Origin of the sequence: Colwellia sp. Bg11-28 (assembly GCF_002836245.1) — a bacterium.
Classification (GTDB): Bacteria; Pseudomonadota; Gammaproteobacteria; order Enterobacterales; family Alteromonadaceae; genus Colwellia; species Colwellia psychrerythraea_A.
Map to the genome: position 1 here is coordinate 1,378,218 of NZ_PJBA01000018.1, position 15,733 is coordinate 1,393,950.

General features: G+C 37.4%; 14 protein-coding genes and 1 tRNA gene. All 15 read right to left on the reverse strand.

All coding sequences use genetic code 11. From position 1 onward, the window contains the following. Positions 1-21 precede the first annotated feature (21 nt). On the reverse strand, positions 22-3,096 hold the full coding sequence (locus CXF79_RS23050) for an efflux RND transporter permease subunit (RefSeq protein ID WP_101158156.1): 3,075 nt from the start codon (positions 3,094-3,096) through the stop codon (positions 22-24). A gap of 27 nt (positions 3,097-3,123) precedes the next feature. Further along, positions 3,124-4,146, reverse strand: coding sequence for an efflux RND transporter periplasmic adaptor subunit (locus CXF79_RS23055; protein ID WP_101158158.1), 1,023 nt, complete (start codon positions 4,144-4,146; stop codon positions 3,124-3,126). A gap of 218 nt (positions 4,147-4,364) precedes the next feature. Further along, entirely contained in the window at positions 4,365-5,126 is a 762-nt protein-coding gene (locus tag CXF79_RS23060; RefSeq protein ID WP_101158160.1) for a hypothetical protein, read from the reverse strand. 279 nt (positions 5,127-5,405) lie between these two features. After that, complete coding sequence (locus tag CXF79_RS23065; protein ID WP_101158162.1) at positions 5,406-5,714, reverse strand: hypothetical protein; 309 nt, start codon at positions 5,712-5,714, stop codon at positions 5,406-5,408. 2 nt (positions 5,715-5,716) lie between these two features. Further along, the gene (locus tag CXF79_RS23070; RefSeq protein ID WP_101158164.1) at positions 5,717-6,385 is read right to left on the reverse strand and encodes an OmpA family protein; all 669 of its coding nucleotides are present in this window, start codon (positions 6,383-6,385) and stop codon (positions 5,717-5,719) included. 293 nt (positions 6,386-6,678) lie between these two features. After that, positions 6,679-6,755 (reverse strand) — tRNA-Arg (locus tag CXF79_RS23075). A gap of 163 nt (positions 6,756-6,918) precedes the next feature. Further along, on the reverse strand, positions 6,919-7,098 hold the full coding sequence (locus CXF79_RS23080; RefSeq protein WP_232769295.1) for a hypothetical protein: 180 nt from the start codon (positions 7,096-7,098) through the stop codon (positions 6,919-6,921). Positions 7,099-7,214: 116 nt separating this feature from the next. After that, on the reverse strand, positions 7,215-8,654 hold the full coding sequence (locus CXF79_RS23085) for a hypothetical protein (RefSeq protein ID WP_157825913.1): 1,440 nt from the start codon (positions 8,652-8,654) through the stop codon (positions 7,215-7,217). A gap of 26 nt (positions 8,655-8,680) precedes the next feature. Next, positions 8,681-9,421 carry an ABC transporter ATP-binding protein gene (locus tag CXF79_RS23090; RefSeq protein WP_101158170.1) on the reverse strand — a complete coding sequence of 247 codons (741 nt, stop codon included), beginning with the start codon at positions 9,419-9,421 and terminating at the stop codon, positions 8,681-8,683. Positions 9,422-9,489: 68 nt separating this feature from the next. Further along, a complete protein-coding gene (locus tag CXF79_RS23095) occupies positions 9,490-10,815 on the reverse strand; it encodes an ABC transporter permease (RefSeq protein WP_101158172.1) in 1,326 nt (441 codons plus the stop codon). 8 nt (positions 10,816-10,823) lie between these two features. Further along, positions 10,824-12,071: an ABC transporter permease gene (locus tag CXF79_RS23100; RefSeq protein ID WP_101158174.1), complete on the reverse strand. Its 1,248-nt coding sequence runs from the start codon at positions 12,069-12,071 to the stop codon at positions 10,824-10,826. A 44-nt stretch (positions 12,072-12,115) separates the two neighbouring features. Next, positions 12,116-12,859, reverse strand: a complete 744-nt coding sequence (locus tag CXF79_RS23105) for an outer membrane lipoprotein-sorting protein (protein ID WP_101158176.1) — start codon at positions 12,857-12,859, stop codon at positions 12,116-12,118. 158 nt (positions 12,860-13,017) lie between these two features. Next, entirely contained in the window at positions 13,018-13,920 is a 903-nt protein-coding gene (locus CXF79_RS23110) for a ParB/RepB/Spo0J family partition protein (RefSeq protein WP_011045762.1), read from the reverse strand. Between the two features lie 14 nt (positions 13,921-13,934). Next, positions 13,935-14,741 (reverse strand): ParA family protein, encoded by an 807-nt coding sequence (locus CXF79_RS23115; protein WP_101158178.1) that lies wholly within the window; start codon positions 14,739-14,741, stop codon positions 13,935-13,937. Positions 14,742-15,032: 291 nt separating this feature from the next. Further along, entirely contained in the window at positions 15,033-15,662 is a 630-nt protein-coding gene (rsmG, locus tag CXF79_RS23120; protein WP_011045764.1) for a 16S rRNA (guanine(527)-N(7))-methyltransferase RsmG, read from the reverse strand. Positions 15,663-15,733 lie beyond the last annotated feature (71 nt).

Consider the following 15,733-nt stretch of genomic DNA (forward strand, 5'->3'; position numbering starts at 1 on the left):
CTAATTTAGCCATGAAATAGCCTAGTCAGCTCTATTTTCGGACGCTCGCTCTGTAAAGAGTTCAGTTAAAATAGGTACCAATAAAAAGCTTGAAATAGCTGACACACATAAACCAGAAATAAGTACCACACCGAGTGGTTGCCATAAACTGCCACCATATAATGTTAATGGAATTAAACCGCCTATGGTCGTTAGTGTGGTTAACAATATTGGCGTAAAACGAACAGCACTAGCCTTTAATACTGCCGAATGCTTGTCTAAGCCTAAACGCAAATTAACGTTGGTACTATCAATCAAAATAATGGCATTGTTGACAACAATACCAAACAGACTAATCAAACCTACAAAAGCCATCATAGAAAAAGATAACCCTGTTAAATACAAACCTATGATAGAGCCTGCCATGGCAAAAGGGATTGAACTAAAAATAATCATTGGCTGTAAAATAGATTTAAACTGTAACACTAATACTGCAAATATTCCCATCGCCGTAATCAACATAACTTGTGTTAAACCTGCAAAAGTCTTCTGTCGAGATTCTTCTTCTCCACCTAAAGTAAAATGCATACCTGCAGGTAGATCATACTGTTCAAGATAATTGACCAATTGTTTAGTGATTTCGCCAACTGAATAACCGGTTTCAACATCGGCAGATACTTTAGCCATACGTAACTTCTGATAATGAAAAAAGTCACTGTCACCCTTTTTTAACTCCATAGTGGCGAGTTGCTCAAGGGGAATTGAAACCCTTTGATTATTGCTAATTTCAATGGCTGACAAACTATCAATACTGGGATTTTTTTGACGAATCATTATAGGATAATCTTCGCCGTTAACGTCATTAAACTGGCCAACAGTCGTACCTGATAAGATGGTACTAATGGTTTTATCTAATCGTTCAACACTCACACCACTTAATGCTGCCTGCTGGTAGTCAATCGTTAGCGCCAACTCAGTGTTTGCCATGCCAATAGGGTTATCAATATTTACAATACCTGATAACTGTCGCATTTTAGCCGAAAGATCATTGGCAACGTGCTCTAAGTCAGTTAAGGATTCGCTTAACAACCGAATAGCAATAACCTGATCGGTCACCGGACCTTGAGTAAACTCTTTAACAGTGATTTCAGCCTGCTGCCAATTTTTAAAATCATCACGTAAACGTTTTACTAACGTGGTGACTTCATCAGCCTGATAATCCTTTAATACCAATAACGCTTGGCCAAAACGAATCATGCCGCGTTTTGGGACCTCATTATAATAAATACGTGGATTTGAATTACCAATATTTAGCGCTACTTTATCAACTAAATCATACTGCTTAACATGCAGTCGAACTTGCTGTAGCACTTTATCTGTATATGCCAGAGATGAGTTAGCAGGAGTAGTAACATTAATTAATAACATAGGTTTTTCTGCTTTTGGAAATAAGCTTACACCTACTTGCCCAAATAAAGAAAACATAGCTACTAACATCAGTAAACTCACAACAATAACGGCAGCTTTATTACGCATTAAAATCGTTAACGTATTGGTATAGCTCTTTTCAGCAAATTTATTGGCGTAGTGTTGCAGGGTCTTAATTTTAATCTTTTTAGGTTTATCGTCTTTTTCAATAACAACAAGTAATTTACTGGCTAAAAGTGGTGTTAACGTTAATGCCACTAATAACGAAGCAAATAATACTAACACTACAGTTACGGGCATTGAGCGAATAAAGTCGCCGGTATTACTTTGAATCATCAGCATTGGTAAAAAGGCTAACATCGTCGTGATAGTGCCACTAGCAATTGCCCAAGCGACTTTACTGGTGCCTGATGCTGCAGCAGTCCTTATATCTTTACCAAGCTTACTTTCTCTATGAACACTCTCAGTTACCACAATAGCGTTATCAACTAACAAACCCAGCGCAATAATTAAACCAACAATCGACATTTGCTGTAAGCCATAGCCACTAAAATCAAGCCAACCAATAGCCATCAAGAATGAAATCGGAATAGCGAGGATCACCACTAAGGCTTCTCTGATGCCCAAAAATAGTAAAGCCATTAAACCTACTATAACTAGGCCTTGCGTTAAATTATCAAAAAATCCATTAACACGCACATTAACACTGTCCGCTTGTTGAAATAATTTTTCCAGCTTAATACCACGAGGTAAACTATTTTTAAACTGCTCAACTTCTTGATTTATTTGCTCAGTTAAAACAAATATATTAGTTTTTTCACGTTGCTCCACCGTAATAAATATCGCTGGTATATCATCAAAATAAGCTAAATAACTTGGCTCAGCATCAGTAAAAGTAACGCCCGCAATATCTTTTACTTTTAATACACCATTCGCACTGACCATATTGTTATCGCTAATAACAGTATTTTCTATATCCACTAATTGAGTGAAGTTACCACTGGCTTTTACATTAAAACGTCGTGTGCTGGCATCTACAAATCCAGGCGTGATATTTAATGCTCGTCCTTGAAGCACTTGCGTAATATCAGTAAGCGCTAAGCCATAATATTTTAATAAGGGTAAATTAATATCTATCGCAACAATTTGCCGCGGATATCCCCAAATACTTGCCTTACGTACACTGGCTATTGTTTCTAGTCGTTTTTCCAATAACTTGGCATGCAATTCCATCGTTTTATAGTTGGTAGGCTCAGACCACAAAGCCAACTGCATTATAGCAACACTGCTTGGTGTTGCTTTTAATACCAACAACTCTGCGATACCTGCAGGTAAGCTAGGTCTTACGGTAGATACCGCCTGTTTTACTTTATTAAACGCAGTTTCACCGTCCGTGCCATAAAGAAAATCTATGGTAATCCTTACCGCACCATTATGGATTTTTGCTTCTATCTTTTTAATATTTTCAATATCAGCAATTTCTTTTTCAAGTGGGTCAACCACTAAAGTTTCAATATCACTGGGCGAAGCGCCAGGATAAACCACTTCAATTAAGGTGACCGGTAAATCAAACTGAGGGTCTTCTGAGCGAGGCATATTCAAATAGGACACTACACCCACTAAAACCAACAATAAAAATATTGTTAAGGTGAATTGTGCATTATCTATCGCTAATCTAGGGAGTTTCATTGCTTATTTCTCTTTACTGAGCTTCATCTACGGCTTATTTTCAATTAATGCTAGATGTTGCCAGCCCCGCGTGACAATAGTTAAGGGAGGAGAACTTGGTTGAGCAGATAAATAGATATATTCATTTGAGAGCTGTTTAATCAAAAACTCTTGCTGACGATAATTTTTGGTTTCTGTTGCGTTAGTATCTAACACCATAACTAACGCTTTCCCTTGGCTATCAACACTATTTAGCGCCTCAAGCGGTAATCGATAGGAAAACGTATCAGTCATGACTTCAGCTAATACATGAACTAATTGTCCAACAACAACTTGATTCACTTTTAAATTTTCTAATAAAACTTCAATAGTAAATAAATGACTTTGTTGATCTGCAATAGCTGGAACCTTACTCACAGTGCCAGTGACTAAACCATATTGCGTTAAATTAAGATCTATTCTTTGCTGTAAATTAACTAGATTAACTTCCGATGCAGTTAACGCGACACGAACGACTAAATTATTTTCTACTGCGGCTATTTTTAAAGCGCTTTGGCTAGGGCTTTGCAGTTCACCTAAATCAGTATATCGAGCGAGTACTACACCATCAAAAGGTGCAATTAACTGCGCTTTAGTGAGATTGTATTGGGCTATTTTATGGCGGGCACGTGTGGTTTCAACTGAGGTGATAGCGTCATCTAATGCTTGTTGTGAGCTTAGTTTTTTACTTAGCAGCGTTTTAATGCGCTTAATTTCACGTTTTGCTTGTAACAAACGTGCATAACTAGCATTTTTTTCCGCGGTAAGTTCTTCGCTGTCAAGCTGAGCTAATAACTGGCCTTTAATAAAACTATCACCTTCATCAATAGTAAGTTCTTCGAGATAACCACTACTTTTAAAAGATAAATTTAACGTTCGCTTAAAGGTTAATTTGCCCGTGCGGTTAATCTTCTTAACAATAGGTTCAGCTTCAATTGTTTTAGTTTCAAGTTCTTGCGCATAAATAGGCGCATTTAAGAACAAACTGGTAAAGAATAGAACAGAAAGCAATCTAAAAAGACGAGGTTTCATTTTGAGAGTTTAGCCGAAAATTTATTAGAGGATTCATAACTTTAGGCAGTTTTACTTACAAAGTACATAAATATTAATCATAAGGTAAATATAAATTTTCCAGATCAAATAAACGGGCTAATTAATTAGGGTTTTATTGAGTGATAAGCACTAATTTCGCGTAGCTCAGGCTTTAAGCACAAGCTACGCGGAGGATAGTCAACGACTCGTGTTTGCAGTTAGAAATTAAAAGCTAGGCCAATCACAGTGCCATGAGTCACGGTGTCATAACCAAAATATCCCTGTTGTCCTGCGCTACCTTCTTCATAATCGACCCAAGTCGCTTTATATTTAAGATCTAAAGTCATTAAATCACTGATTTTGTACATAACGCCACTTTGAACAGAAGAAGTAAAGTCAGACCCAAGACCAAAACCGCCTACATCTGCTTGAGCTAAAAACGTCCACTTATCATCGATATTTTTTATCCACCTAACACCAACGACAGGGTCTATCCAATCAGCCTCAACCTCTTTTTCAAAATTATTTTCAGGGCGAATTGCAAAATCAAGCGTTACGTCTATATCGTTATCCCACCACCTAACACCGGCAAAGTAATCAATAAATCCATCATTCAATTTATTTCGGTATAAGGCATGAAGTTCAAGTACGCCTTGTCGAACACTAACATCAGTAGAGTTGCCATTGTCATTGGTTTTATCTCCACCAAGATCCATAAAGCCATAATCAAACATAACCCCCCAACCTGAGTCATGATGAGCTTCAAAATGAACCATAGCCGCAGCGTCCAAGTTATCTAATATGGTTCCAAAATCAACATCCACATCAGCTGTATTAGTACGACCAATTGTTGCATCACCTTTAATAGAAGTGACCATTAAATAGGGCTCTAGTTGATAACTCCATTCGTCGGCAGAAACACCTGCAGAATAAGTACCTATTGCTGAGAGTAGTAAACTTAATAAAACTTTATTTTTCATCTTATTTCCTTTTTATTTAATATCCTGAAATTTACTTAATTATGAATTTATCCATATAAATTAGACTTAACAGATTAATATTGATGGTAATAACTATTAGGGATTAGATCAATTACATTCAAAGATTTAACACTGTTTACCAACAGAGTTAATAATTAATTCGCGTTTTGAAGAATAAAGGTTGTATGAAGTGTATGTATTATTTTTTTCAGTATATTCAAAAGTGGAGAACTTTTGAATAAGCAACCAGGGTAAGGTCACCCTGGTTATAAAACGCTATTAAATTGCAGCGCAACCTTTCAGCATTAATGCAGTATTAACCCCTGTTTTTACCATACCAAAATAACTGGCAGTATTTGAGCTATCGAAGCTACTGCTATCAATACCTACCATGTCAGTAATTTGTTGTAATGCGGGGAATGAATTTTTGTCTTTGTCGTAAGCGTCAAAGGTTGTTTCAATTTTATCGCAAGTAAACATATTAGCCATGCCATCAGATGAAGCATTTTTAATAGCATTACTAGTCTGACACCCTGCCAATAACACAGCGGATAAAGCCACAATACCGATATTCATTGTTTTAATCATTATTATGACTCAGCAATAGGTAATAAAGTTATCTCAACACGTCGGTTAAGTTCGCGACCGCCAGTTGATTGATTGTCTGCTACCGGCTGTGCTTCACCAAAACCAACTACCTCTAAACGCTCACTAAGAATTTTTTGACCACGTAAATAATTGGCTACCGAGCCCGCACGTTCTTCAGATAGCTTTTGGTTGTACTGAGCAGAACCGCTAGAATCTGTATGACCAGAAACAACAACAAGTGTTTTGTTATATTCTTCAAGCACTAAGGCAACAGAATTTAATACACCAGTAAAGTTAGTGTTGATGTTAGAGCTGCTAGTAGCAAAAGTGATGTTGCCAGGCATGATCAGGTTAATTTTGTCACCTTCACGTTGAATACTTACACCACTATCTCTCAGTTGCTTACGTAACTTAGCTTCTTGAGAATCCATATAAAAACCAATACCGCCACCTATAGCCGCACCACCAGCTGCTGCTGCAAGAATGCGTTTATTGCGTGTATTGCTGTCTTCATCTTTATTGCTTATATAAGCCACAACTGCTGCTAGGCCGGCACCCGTTGTTGCGCCAATAGCGGTCTTGCTGGTTTTGCTTTCCCCAGTATAAGGGTCAAATGTTGTACAAGCTTGTAACAGCAGTATGGCTGAAGCGGTGGTGATTATTTTTTTCATGGATATTCCCTGTTTTGGCCTGATTGCTACTGATTCGAAGCTATGGCTATTATTAATTACTATGCCCAAACTACTTGAAGGGCTTGGATATTTATCGATGTTATTGCGGTTATGTGTTTTTTATAGCTATTTTAAGACATAAAAAAACCCGATTGGTGTCGGGTTTAAATATTTACGAAAACGCACATATCAATAGCGAACTAAATTTTAAAAACAACAGCTATAACATTTAACTTTCGCAATATAATTACTAACGTTAAGTTATGTAATCTAGATAATAAAATTGCTCTAAATGGTCCACCCGACAGGAGTCGAACCTGTGACCTATGCCTCCGGAGGGCATCGCTCTATCCAGCTGAGCTACGGGTGGAAAATAAGAAATGGCATTCTATAAAAAGCCTCGAACGAATACCAGTACTTAATTTTTTTTGTTAAGTATATTGATAAATTTATTCGAGAGTTGGATATAGACTAAATTTGTTAACTTACGAAGACCATGTTTCAGCGCTTTGCAATATACTTAACTGAGTTAATTAAGAGGCTCGCTGACAGTAATCATCGTTATCCTCTACATACCTTTGAGCTTGTTTAATTGAACCAAAATAATAAGTAAGTAATTTACCGCGTTTTTCACGAATGGTAATGGGAAAATCGAGCTGTTGAACAACTTCAAGCCACGTTTTAACTAGATCTAATGGTGGTAGTTCTTGCATATTTTCATCCTTGAAAGTAATAACTAATAACACTCTACGTCAATTAATTAGGTAAATCAAAACCCAGAGCCACTTAATAATAATGCTAGGTCGTAGCTTTTATTAAAGCGGTAGAGCTAGAAATAATACCTAAGACTGGCGTAAACACTCAAAGGGTAAGCCCCGAATTCTGAGCCAAAAGCATAATCGCCATTGGCGCCACTCGCATTATATTGCAAGGTATCCCCATGACTTATATACAGTCCAAAGTCAGAGTATAAATTATCACTCCAACTGGTTTCACTACTGACAGTTAAGAACACTGAGCTATCGCTGATATTATAAAAAGCACTGGCGCTAACAGACACCAAAGGAGAGGCTAACCAAGTTAATGCGGGGATAAGGTAGTGTTCACCATATAAATACACACCAGCTTTCTGGTAGGGCGCTTGTGTCGCGAGTTTGGTGTAATTCTCAACATTATTACTGCCCGCACCATTATAGTGATACTCGATCATAATAATTACATCTTCATTTAACGCATAGTCTGAGCCAATTGAAGAACGCCAATAGTTATCAGTGTAGGCGCCAGCCAAAGGTAAGGTGTTTGTTGCATAGTTGTCTACGGTGATGTTTTCTAATGAATTATTTCCGTCAGTATTATTTTCAGAAGCATTACCTTCAACATAGTTATTTTGGCGCCAGTCCATATAAGCGGCCTCAAACCAAAAACCAAAATCACCTATTGAACGCTCAATGCCACCACCCAGTAACCAGGCATCATCAAGTATGATAGCGATAGCTTCTATATCATTACCTTGAATAGAGTTTTTACCGCGTAAAAAAGCGGCACTGTTTTGTTTTTTACCATCCTCACCGATAACCAACCCCATATCTATCACAGCAAAATCACCGACATCAGCTTTATATCGAATAGCATCAATACCAACACGATACTCTTGGTTAAGAGTTTGAATAGCAAAAGGGATAAATATATCGGTTGGATTGGTGAAGCGAGCAGAACCAAATGATAATACTTGTCGACCAATCGTTAAATCGCCGTAGTAATTACTGTATTGATAATTAAATCGGTCAAGGTTTTGCAAAACCACGCCATGACTACCAAAATCACTCAAAACGGCATCAAAATCTTTATAACGATATTGATTACTCGCCGAAGAAACTGTACCACCAATAACGCCTAGGTTTCCCTTGGTATAGTATTCAGCCATTGTACTATTTGAGAAATACAGTGGCTGTATTTCGTAATCTATTTCAATATTACCTTTGCTTGAGGACAAATAAGACGCCATTAAACGTAGTGCGTTTTGTGATTGAAAGTTACCGGCAATGCTTTGAGCTTGATTTTGAACACTATTATTTTCAATTGTGTTGCTTTCAGTAGTGATATTTTCAATAGTACTTTGATCAATGGCATCGCTTTGAATAGATATGCTGTCTTGTGCGAGTGCATAACTTTTCATATAACCACTAAATGAAAAACTATCCGCAAAGCTGCTCATAGGCGAGACAGTAGCGCCAAGTAGCGTTAATACTAAAAAAAACTTAACGGGCAAGCTTAATCTTTGCACTAATTCATGCATTAATTTCTGCGCTCATCATCAACAATGCAGCCATCAACCAAACGAATAATACGTTTGGCTCGTTCCATTATCTTTGGATCATGCGTTGAAAATACAAAGGTCATATTTTGCTTTTCATTTAATTCTTTCATCATATCAAGCAAATCAGCACCTGTTTTCGAGTCTAGATTAGCTGTCGGTTCATCCGCTAAAATAATACTAGGCTTTGATACCATAGCCCTTGCTACGGCTACGCGTTGCTGTTGCCCCCCTGATAATTCAGCAGGGCGACGATCTCCCAAACCTTCTAAACCTACCGCATGCATTAGCTTATCTACGCGTTTGTTTCGCTCTGCTGTAGGTACGCCTTGCAGTAACATAATATACTCAATGTTTTCTCGGGCGCTTAACACAGGTATCAAGTTATAGGCTTGAAAAATAAAGCCAATATGATCACGTCTGAAATCTGACAACTCGGTGCCTGTCATACGATTAATATTTTTATTATCTAAAAACACATCACCTGAACTTGGATTATCCAAACCACCAATTAATTGCAATAAAGTTGATTTACCTGAGCCAGAAGGGCCTATTATCGCGGTAAATTCACCTCGTTCTATGGTGATATTGGCATCAGTCAGCGCTTTAACTAACGTATCACCTTGACCAAATTCTCTACACAAATGAGTCGTTTTAATGACAGTATTTTGGCTAACCGTCGCTTTATTATTGACGCCAGCAATATCCACTTGAGTTGTCATTTTAATAATTTCCTTTTCACTCAGTAATTTCTTATTCTTGAATTAACTATTAACTCTCAACTAACCAATTAGAGGGTTTTTCGCATGGCAAAAGAAGGTTGTAAACGCGCCGCATGAAAAGCAGGGTATACACTCGCAATAAGGGTAACTGCTAACGTCGCGACTCCCATAATGGCAAAACTGCTGGCGTCGAGTATTAAATAGATGGGTTCATTTAAAGTCATACCTGACATTTCTAATTCAGAGTAATCTATACCTACAATAGAACCCCAGTAGCACAAGAGAAAAGCCATTAATAAACCAACAGTTACGCTTAACAAACCGATGAAAAAACCTTCCAGCATTATTTGATAAAAGAGCTGCTTAGACCGTGTTCCTATAGCCAGTAAAATACCAAACTCTGTTTGTCGCTCAAAAATAGACATAAACATAGTGTTTATTAACCCTAAGCAAACCAGTACATACATGATGATTGAAACAATCAGTGTCGAGTACTTGGTCATCGCCAGCATACTACTTAATTGAGGCACTAATTCTTTCCAACTTAACGTTTCTATCTGGTCATTATTAAGTGTTTTCCAAAAGGGTAGGGTACTATCTTCAGCTTGATGTAAGTGTTGTAAACGAAGAGCAACTTCATGCACGCCAGCAATGTTTAACAATTTCTGTCCTTGTGACAAGTTAATAAAAGCCATACCTATATCCATGCTTCTTTCATTAAAACTAAATAAGCCTGAAACACGAAACAGTGCTTGAGATAAATCGCCACCATTAGCTTCTGAAACAGTAATAACTACCCGGTCACCTAAACTAATTTCTAATAAATCAGCAAGTTGTTCTCCTATGATGATTTCACCATCAATACCTGATAAATAATCCCCTTGAGTTACCGCTAATTTTAACTTGCTCACTTGTGCTTCTTGTATTGCATCTACGCCATAAACAATTGCTGAGGCAACATTTTCAGAAGAGGAGGTCATCGCGCCTGTTAATACCCTTGGGGCAAATGCTTGAATGGCTGTGGTGGCATGGAGTTGCTGATAAAGAGTTGTAGTATCTTCAATGTATAAATCTATATCGTTTGCCTCACGAAAACCCACCCGATGAATTTGTCCTTCTCCTAAGAAGGTTTGTGTACTGATTTTTACCATGGTTTCTACCATGCCTCTTACAAAAGCATCGGTAAATAAAATAGCCGCCAGGCTGCATGAAATAAGAAGTACGGTTAATAGTGTTCTACGAGTATTTCTAAAAATACTGCGCTTGGCTAAACGTGCAATTATCGCATTTTGACTGCTGTTATGTTGAGTCGAGTTGGATTCATTGACAGTAGCTGATGAGCCGTTGTTATCGAGTTTAGAAGCATTGGATGAATTAGGTGTTCGTGTTGCCATAATGATCTTTAAACCGCCTGTAATGCTTTTAACGGTGATATTTTAGCTGCCCGAATCGCAGGAATAAAACTAACGATTAACGTACTGCTAATGACAACAATTGAGGGTAATAACACCACAAACCAGCTTACTTCACCTAGCATGGTATCAAATATAATCCCACCCATATCTATTGGCTCTGGCATAGAAATACCAACACCTGCCAGCCAAAAACAAACAGGTAGCGCGAGTAGCAATCCAAGTAAACAACCGATAATAGCCAGTACAAAAGACTCTAACATTATTAAGGTAAAAACCGCTAAAGGCCGAGTTCCAATAGCCTTCAAAACGCCAAACTCGCGGGTTCGCTCCATAGTGCCCATTAAGATGGTATTTAATACGCCTATTGAGACGATAAATATAATAATGCCCATAGAGACATAACTGCCTTTTTTATCCGCTTGCATACTCTTATAAAAAGAGGATTCAACCACTTGCCATGGTTCTACACTTAAGCTCTCATCTTTAAGCGCTGATTGAGTTTTAGCAGCGAATTCCCTTGCTTGGCTTTGACTCGATAAAATTAACGCTAATTCATGAACTTTACTGGTATCACCTGCCATTGATAAAAACTCTCGCATGGCTGTTAAGCTAATATAAACATTCATACGTTCATATGAGCTAGTATCACCCACAATAGCAACGACATTAAAAATATCATTGGCGATAGAGCCATCAATACCTTGAGAAATGAGTACCAGTTCGTCACCAACTGTAAGCTGTAAGTTTTTAGCTAGGCTAAAGCCGATCATGGCGGGAAAATAAGCATCCTTACTTATTTTATTGGCCAACGGTCTTGTTAAATAATATCCCTCGTTAACTTTATTTTCTAACCCTGTGGTTTTAGCTTCTCGCTCGGGATCAATACCAATAACCTGAGCTGGAAAAGTTTTATTCTTGCCGTAAGCTAATGAAGGACTATAAATTCGTGGCGCAACACCTAATACCAGTGTTTTTTGCTCTAATAGAGTAATGATCTCATCAGCATGATTGATCGTTTTGTATAGAGAAGGGCGCTCTAGGTAGTTTTCTTTATGAATTTGCACATGCCCTGTGTGATCTTGGGTAAATATATTAATAATGTTGCTATAACTTCCCTCTGACATAGAGAGAGTTAGGCAAAGTAAAAAAAAGCCGCCACCCATGCTCAATAATGTTAATAATGAACGGCGTCGATTACGTAATATGTTCCTAAAGGCAAGTTTTACTATCAGCATAGGTATTTACATTTATCGTTATAAAATGAAATGAAATAAAGCGATTAAAAACGCGTTTGTAAATTGCGTAACGTGAAAACATTATCCCCCAAATCAATATCAAATTCGGCTTCAACATATTCAATAACCGTTTTATGTCCTGTTTTATTTAATGGGATCATCGTCATAACCGCTGGCATTTTTTTACCAGAAAAATCCTTTATATTACTAAAGACCATAGTGCGCACCTTTGCACCTTTTTCGTTGTAATAACTTTGCTCCAATGGCAATAGTGTTTTTTGATTAACAATAAATTCAATTTTGCCCCAAACCGTCACGGTATCTTTTTTGGGAACTAAGGTTAAACGATAGTTTTCACCTTCAATACGTTTAGACACTTGGTATTCTTCAACCAATGAAACTTCACGGACCAAGTCATCATTAGTAAAATCGGATCCCATCCAAGATCCCATCATCATTGATGGTGGAACTTTAATAACCTTATTAATTTTAGGAAAAAAATTCCACATCTCTTTATCTTTTTTTAAGGTCGCCACACCACGATCTTTCCTTGGTGACAATACCCGAATAAAAGTATCGTCCATACCTATGGTCCAGCTTTGCATTTCCAGGGTACGTTGCCAATTAGGCGTGATAATTTGCATTTTCATCATTGCAATGGAGCTTTTAGAGCGAAATAACTCATCCATTTTTTTTAATAAAGTGGCAGCATCATCATCGGCGAAACATGAATAACTCGGTAAATAGACAACAAGTGAAAAGAGTACGGATAAAAGTAACTTCAACATAAACTAATCCTTAAGATTATTTGTAGCTTTAATTAACTTGGTATAACTATACCAAGTTAATTAAAGGGACAGAGCAATATTAGGTATTTCTTACATTTTTTAAACAAAAAAACCAGCACTAGGCTGGTTTTTATAGCGATAAGGTTCACAAAGTTAAATTATCTTATTTTTGTTAAAATCTCATCTAATTTGTCAAGGTTGGTATAAGAAATAACCAACTTGCCTTTACCTTTTTGGTTGTGGCTAATTGACACTTTCGCACCAAACTTTTCTGCTAAACCTTGTTCCAACTCTATAGTCTCTATAGCTTTTTCAACTTTTTCTTTTTCAGCTACAGGATTTTGAATCTTTTTAATTAAACTTTCAGTTTCTCGTACGGTTAATTCTTTAGTCGCAACAGTTTGCGCTGCAGAAGTTTGTACTTCACCTTCTAAGGCTAATAGAGCTCGGGCATGACCCATTTCAATATCACCATTTTCTAATAAGGTTTTTACTTCATCATTTAATTTATTTAAACGTAATAAATTACTCACTGTTGTACGCGATTTTCCAACGGCAATGGCTACTTCTTCATGGGTTAAATCAAATTCCACTAATAAGCGTTCTAATGCAACCGCTTCTTCCATTGCATTAAGATCTTCACGTTGAATATTCTCAATGAGTGCAATCGCGACTGCTGATTCATCCGGTACGTTTTTAACTAAACAAGGGATAATATCAAGCTGTGCTAATTTAGCCGCACGCCATCGACGTTCACCCGCGATGATCTCATATTGATCGTCGCCAACTAAACGCACAACAATCGGTTGAATAATACCTTGTGATTGAATAGATAATGACAACTCTTCAAGACCTGCATCAGACATTTCACGACGTGGCTGATATTTACCCGGTACTAACTTGGAAATAGGTAGTTTAATCAGTTCATTATCTGTCGCTTTTACGCTATTGCTTGCTTCAGTAGTTTCTGTTTGGCTCTCACCTGCTGGTATCGCAGGTGATAATAAGGCATCAAGACCACGACCTAAGCGACTAGCGCCTTTACGTTTTGCTGTACTCATAATTTTCCTTTGTGCTAGCTGGCAACACTTGCCTTAGCTTGCGGAGATTTTTTAGCATAATCATTTTTACGTAATACTTCACCCGCTAGCGCTAAATAAGCTTTGGCGCCCGTTGAAGATTTATCGTAATACATGGCTGGTGTACCAAAACTTGGCGCTTCAGCTAAACGAACATTACGAGGAATTACACTGCGATAAACTTTATCACCAAAATGCCGCTTTAATTGTTCAGATACATCATTAGCTAAACGATTTCGAGGATCATACATAGTACGAAGAATGCCTTCAATATGTAATTTATCATTCACCACTGACGTTAACTTAGTAATGGTGTCCATCAGCGCCGTTAGGCCTTCTAATGCATAGTATTCACATTGCATTGGCACAAGAACAGAGTCTGCTGCCGTCATAGCGTTAACGGTAAGCATATTCAATGATGGTGGACAATCTATGATGATGAAGTCATAAGAATCTTTTACTGGCGCTAATGCGTTTTTTAAACGCTGTTCACGAGCATATACTTCCATTAGCTTTATTTCAGCTGCTGTAACATCAGCATTGGCAGAAATTAAGTGATAAAGACCTGACGTTTCTTTAATAACAACGTCCTCAACACTTTGCTCTTCAACTAATAATTCATAACAAGTCGCGTGAACTTGGTATTTATCAACGCCACTAGCCATAGTGGCATTGCCTTGAGGATCTAAATCGATTAATAAAACTTTGCGTTTCGTCGCCGCCAGCGAGGCAGCCAAATTAACCGCGGTAGTAGTTTTACCCACACCACCTTTTTGATTTGCAACTGCTATTATTTTTCCCACAAGCACCTCTAATGTTATGTTATACCAATTACATTAAATTTATTATCAACTCAGAGCTATATTAGCGAGCTTATAACAATAAAAATTGGTTAAACATAGTTAGTCTATCTTTTATTAATTTTATGCAGTTATTAGTTTGCTAATAAGCTCCCAAAGGGCGAGTTTAAAAGGCATATATGCTGCGTTATTAATTTTGATAAGGGAATAACCATTATCATCAATTAATGCCTTGCCTCTAAGCCTTTTATTTCTCGCTGAGTGGCCAATAACTTAATGGACTTGGTATTATTTCTAGTGCAACTTCTTCAGTACTATTACATGGCGTTCACCAACCAAGTCAGGCACGATAATTTCATGACTATCTACTAAAGTAATATTTTCAGGTAATTGTGAGATCTCATCCTGAGGATATTGCCCTTTGAGTGCAAAAAATCGTCCTTGCTCAGTGGTAATTAAGTGCTTACACCAGCTTACCATATCATTCAGAGAAGAAAAGGCACGACTTAATACCCCATCAAAAGGTTCCTCACCTTGATACTCTTCAACCCTTGCTTTCACTGGTGTCACATTGCTAAGCTTTAATTGAAAAACCACTTGTCTAAGAAAAGTAATACGTTTACCTAGACTGTCTAGTAAAACAAAATTTCTTTCTGGATACAAAATAGCTAATGGTATGCCAGGTAAACCAGGACCCGTTCCAACATCAATAAAGTTCTTACCTATAAGCACTTCACCCACCATTAAACTATCCATAATATGTTTAACTAGCATTTCACTAGGATCACGAACAGAAGTTAGGTTATATGCTTTATTCCATTTATTGAGTAACTCAACGTATTGAATAAGTAAATCGATTTGTTCTTGAGATACGACAAGCTGCGTTTTACTAATCAGTGTCGATAATTGCTGTGATAAAGTCATTTTTATTTAGACAAGCCTGACTAATTAACGTTAAGTTGAACATTAATCAGCGGCTCGCCCCTACCTATTGC